Raw genomic sequence first — 1104 nt, 5'->3', positions numbered from 1 at the left:
GTATCGCCGGGGTGCGGCGGACATGGGCGCCACCGGCCACGAACAGGACATCGCCAAAGCCAATCAGGTGCGCCTGCTGACCTGGGCGCAACCGGACGAAGTGCTGCTCGACGCGCAAGGCCAGGTGCGCGGCATGCGTTTCGCCCGTACGCATCTGGTCGAAGGGCGCCTGCAAACCACTGGCGAAACCTTCGAGCTGGCGGCTGATGCGATCTTCAAAGCCATCGGTCAGGCCTTCGACAGCAGCGCCCTCGCCGACCCGCTGGCCCGCGAACTCAAGCGTCAGGGCGAGCGAATTCAGGTCGATGACAACCTGCGCACCAGCATCCCCGGGGTGTATGCCGGCGGCGACTGCACCAGCCTCGATCAGGACCTCACCGTGCAAGCCGTGCAGCACGGCAAACGCGCCGCCGAGGCGATCAATGCTCAACTGATGCTTAACGTGGAGGCTGCGTAAATGGCCGATCTCTCGATTGTCTTCGCCGGTATCAAAGCCCCCAATCCATTCTGGCTGGCCTCCGCGCCGCCGACCGACAAGGCTTACAACGTAGTCCGTGCCTTCGAGGCCGGTTGGGGCGGCGTGGTCTGGAAAACCCTCGGCGAGGACCCGGCGGCGGTTAACGTCTCGTCGCGCTACTCGGCACACTACGGCAATAACCGCGAAGTGCTGGGCATCAACAACATCGAACTGATCACCGACCGCTCGCTGGAGATCAACCTGCGCGAAATCACCCAGGTCAAGAAAGACTGGCCGGACCGCGCGCTGATCATCTCGCTGATGGTGCCGTGCGTGGAGGAATCGTGGAAACACATCCTGCCGCTGGTCGAAGCCTCCGGCGCTGACGGTATCGAGCTGAATTTCGGTTGCCCGCACGGTATGCCCGAGCGTGGCATGGGCGCGGCGGTGGGTCAGGTGCCGGAGTATGTCGAGCAGGTCACCCGCTGGTGCAAGACTTATTGCTCGCTGCCGGTGATCGTCAAACTGACGCCGAACATCACCGACATCCGCGTCGCCGCCCGCGCCGCGCATCGCGGTGGCGCCGATGCGGTGTCGCTGATCAATACGATCAACTCGATCACCAGTGTCGATCTGGAACACATGGT

General features: G+C 63.6%; 2 protein-coding genes. Both read left to right on the top strand.

What is annotated here, in order from left to right; translation table 11 throughout:
• Positions 1 to 457: FAD-dependent oxidoreductase (locus DBR24_RS32680; RefSeq protein ID WP_256591604.1), on the top strand; the 457-nt coding region annotated here is incomplete at its 5' end.
• A partial coding sequence (gene preA, locus DBR24_RS18065; protein WP_128615430.1) for an NAD-dependent dihydropyrimidine dehydrogenase subunit PreA occupies positions 458 to 1104 on the top strand: 647 nt, incomplete at its 3' end. It abuts the gene before it with no gap.

The sequence above is a fragment of the Pseudomonas sp. HMWF006 genome (assembly GCF_003061205.1).
Classification (GTDB): Bacteria; Pseudomonadota; Gammaproteobacteria; order Pseudomonadales; family Pseudomonadaceae; genus Aquipseudomonas; species Aquipseudomonas monsensis.
The sequence above is the reverse complement of the archived record's forward strand: the minus strand, read 5'-3'. Positions and strand labels throughout refer to the sequence as shown.